Here is a 3,350-nt window from a genome sequence, read left to right as displayed (position 1 = left end):
CATCACCCACCCCCGTGACCTGGGTCAGGTGACCATGGGCATCGCGTCGCACCTGAATGACCGGGTGCACGGTCCAGTCGATGGCGGTGCCGGCATCGCGCACGGCCATGGCAACCGAATCCACCAGAAAGGGGACGTCATCGGTAACGGTGCGCAACGCGGCAAGGCCGCCGGGGCGACAGGGAGGCTTCAGGTGAATCAGGGTTTCGCCGGGGTGGCGCTGGTGCGCCATCAGCCAATGCTGCTGGGCGATATGGAAGAGTTGTTCCGGCGGCCGGGCCGTCAACGCGGCCAGACTGCTCATTTCATAATAGGCAGCGAGAAAACTGCGAAACAGAGACTGGTGGTCAGCACCGATGTGGGCAGTGACCTGCCCTTCCAGCTGGGCCTGCAACAGTGCCTGGCGTTGAGCGATGTCATCCTGCATCGAAACCTCCGGCGTCCTTGTGACTCTGCAAAGTTACACTGCACAGTTACTACGCAAAACCGGATCACGTGAGCGGTCACGCTCTCCGGGCTTTCACCAGGCCGGCCGGGCACGCCCCGCAGGCCCTTTCGCTCACTCTATACCGGTGGCCGCGATCAATACCAGTCTGCTATTTCAATCATCAAATCATTCCAGCGGGACAACAGGATGACAACACGGAAAAGTTTCGCAGGATAAGGGAAAGGAGTGGAGCTCAGTGGGGGTGGATGGAGCTTAATCCAGGGTGGCGCAGTCTTTCGCGGGCATCGCATCAATCCACTGGCGCACCAGTGCGACCGCATCGTGGTCTGCCAGGCTGCGGCCCAGCGGCGGCATCATATCCTTGGCATTATCGGTATGGCGCTGGGCACCCAGCCGGAACGGCAACACCGAGTCAGCCGCGTTGCCGGGCACGATATCGTAGGTGAGGCCCAACGGCCCCCCGTAATACCCCTGCGCCCGGTTGCAGATGCCATAGAGGTAATCGGTAGGATCTCGCCACATTTCCAGCCGCAGGCCCGACAGCGCGCCGCTGCCCACATCGCTGTGACAGTGGCTGCAGTTGGTATCCAGGTAGGAGCGCACACGCAGGGCCAGCGGTTCGTCGGTGTCTTGCCAATCCACGGCGCGGGGCCAGCTTGCCGGGGCTGGCGCATCAGCCAGCATGCCGTTGTCCTGCCAGTAAACCAGCTGGTTTTTGGTTCCACCGGCATAGGGAAAATCATGATTCAACTGACGAGCCGTTGTGCCCAGCGGGGTCATCACTTCATTGTCAGTGCGGCCCTGGTGACACTTGCGGCAAGTCAGCACATCGGGGATCTGGTAGCGGAAATCCTGCTGCACACCGTCGACCATGACATAGGTGTCGATTACCTTGCCGGTCCGTGCCAGCGTGGCATCCTGGCCATCCGCTTGCCACTGATACGGCAACCCCACCCAGCCGGAGGCCCGGTGGATCAACAGGCGGGTTTCCATCAGGCGGTCATCGCCCCCGGCAGCGCTGACCGGCAAGGCGAAGGTTTTCGCCATCACGGTGCCCACCGGGAATACCAGCCCAAAAGTGTCACGGTATTGTGCCGCGCTCCCCTCGGGCAGAAAAACAAACCGATACTTGGTGGCGTGATCACTAAAAAGGCCACTGGCCGGGGCAAATGGTAGCCCCGGCCCAGTGGGGCCCACACGAGGATCACGGCCATCAGAAAACAGTTGATACTGGGACAGGCGTGGGCAATTCACTTCTGCCAGCGCCTGCCAGTTCGGCCCGTTGCTGTCGGCAAGACAGCGCGGGTCGGTAGTATCCGGCTCGGGCTCCGGCGTGGTGGCGGCCGTATCACTACCGCCACCACTGCCACCACAAGCCGTCAGCAGCAATAACAAGAGGCAATACAGCCCGTTTCTTGCTTTCACTGCATCGACCTCACTTGGAGGAACAGGACGCGTCAGGCAGGCTGTTGATCCAGGCCTTCACCAGGGCAACACCTTCCTCATGGATCAGCGCACGGCCAAGGCGCGGCATGCTGTCCTGCGGGTTGGTGGTATCCATGCGGAAATGCAGGATCGATTCGTCTGCGTTACCCGGCACCACGTCGTAGGTCATTTCACCCTGGTCGTAGGCGATGGGGCCTTTGCAGACACCGTGCTTCTCTTTCTCAGTGTCATAGTCGCGCCAGAACTCCAGCTGCAAACCGGTGTAGGCCGCCGTCCCACCAACGCCGTGGCAGTGTGAACAATTCACGTCCAGGTAGCCTTTTGCCGCCGCCATCAGTTGTTCATCGCTATAACCACTGATCAAGCCCGCATCAGCATCGTGGTAGCTCGGCACCTTGTCTACCTGATCCAGAGCCGGCAGGCCGCTGAGAATACCCGCGTCGCTCCAGTGACTCAGCTGGTTTTCCGGGCCACTGCCATAGTCCATGTCGCCATTGAGATGGCGAGCCTTGGGGCCGATGGGAATAAACACATTGGTGTCGCCGGTATCATGGCTGTGGCACTGCTTGCACTGCGCCTTGTCGGGCACGGAATAGGTGAAGGATTCCTGGGCTCCGTTGTGCACCAGTGTCGCGGGCAACTGTGCCCCCTGAACCCGGTAGGTCGCCTCGGTGCCGTCTGCGTTCCACACATAAGGCAGCGCGGTCCAGCCGCCAGCACGATGAATCAGCAAGCGGGTTTCCAGAAGGGTTTCTGTCTTTGTCTCCGGATCATAACCCCGGTAAGCGGTATCCGCCGGCAGGGCAAAGGTCTTGGTAATGACGGTGCCCACCGGGAAGTCAAAAACGTCGTTTTCCTTATAGGTCGCACTCTGTCCATCCGGCACAAATACAAACCGGTATTTGCTGGTGTAATCGGAGAACAAAGGCGTATTCAAATCATAAGGGATGCCACCATGGGCATCCTGGGTGGGATCACAGCTGCTGGCAAAAAGGTTGTAATCCGACAGCTTTTCCAGGTTGTCGTTTTCCAGTGCCTCCCAGTTTACTTCAGCGCTGTCACTGATCTGGCAGTTCCTGGCGACCGGATCGCCGCCACCATTACCAGCACCTCCACCGCCGCTACTACCGCCACCGCCGCCACAGGCAACCAGCACCGCGGCGGTAGAAAGCAGAGAAATCTGCATCAAGGTTTTCATGTCATAACTCCTGTTTCGGGGCGGCGACAAGCCGCCCCGAAATCAGACAGGTAGAAAAGATAAACAAAGGTTAGAGAACAGGGGCCGGCTTGCAGTGCTCGCTGGTGGTGTCATCCACGCCACAACCAAACTGCTCACCCTTGAAGGTCAAGGTGGCCGCCGGCAGCGCGGGCTGGCTGCAATCCAGCAGATCCATGCCCACTGCCGGGCTCAGCGTCGGTCCGGCCATGGTGGCAGCGGTAGCCGGGTCGTAGGGGT

Annotated in this window: 4 protein-coding genes; all 4 read right to left on the bottom strand. The window is 60.2% G+C overall.

The window, feature by feature from the left end; all coding sequences use genetic code 11:
• On the bottom strand, positions 1 to 427 hold a 427-nt coding region (locus tag A3754_RS16760), incomplete at its 3' end, for an NAD-glutamate dehydrogenase domain-containing protein (RefSeq protein WP_156497042.1).
• A 273-nt stretch (positions 428 to 700) separates the two neighbouring features.
• Positions 701 to 1,873 carry an SO2930 family diheme c-type cytochrome gene (locus A3754_RS16755; RefSeq protein WP_063520615.1) on the bottom strand — a complete coding sequence of 391 codons (1,173 nt, stop codon included), beginning with the start codon at positions 1,871 to 1,873 and terminating at the stop codon, positions 701 to 703.
• Between the two features lie 10 nt (positions 1,874 to 1,883).
• Positions 1,884 to 3,092, bottom strand: a complete 1,209-nt coding sequence (locus tag A3754_RS16750; protein ID WP_063520614.1) for an SO2930 family diheme c-type cytochrome — start codon at positions 3,090 to 3,092, stop codon at positions 1,884 to 1,886.
• Between the two features lie 70 nt (positions 3,093 to 3,162).
• Positions 3,163 to 3,350, bottom strand: a 188-nt coding sequence (locus A3754_RS27820; protein WP_197468691.1) for a hypothetical protein, incomplete at its 5' end; no start/stop codon positions are given.

This window comes from Alcanivorax sp. HI0083 (assembly GCF_001635175.1).
This window is presented reverse-complemented; position numbering and strand designations above follow the sequence as displayed.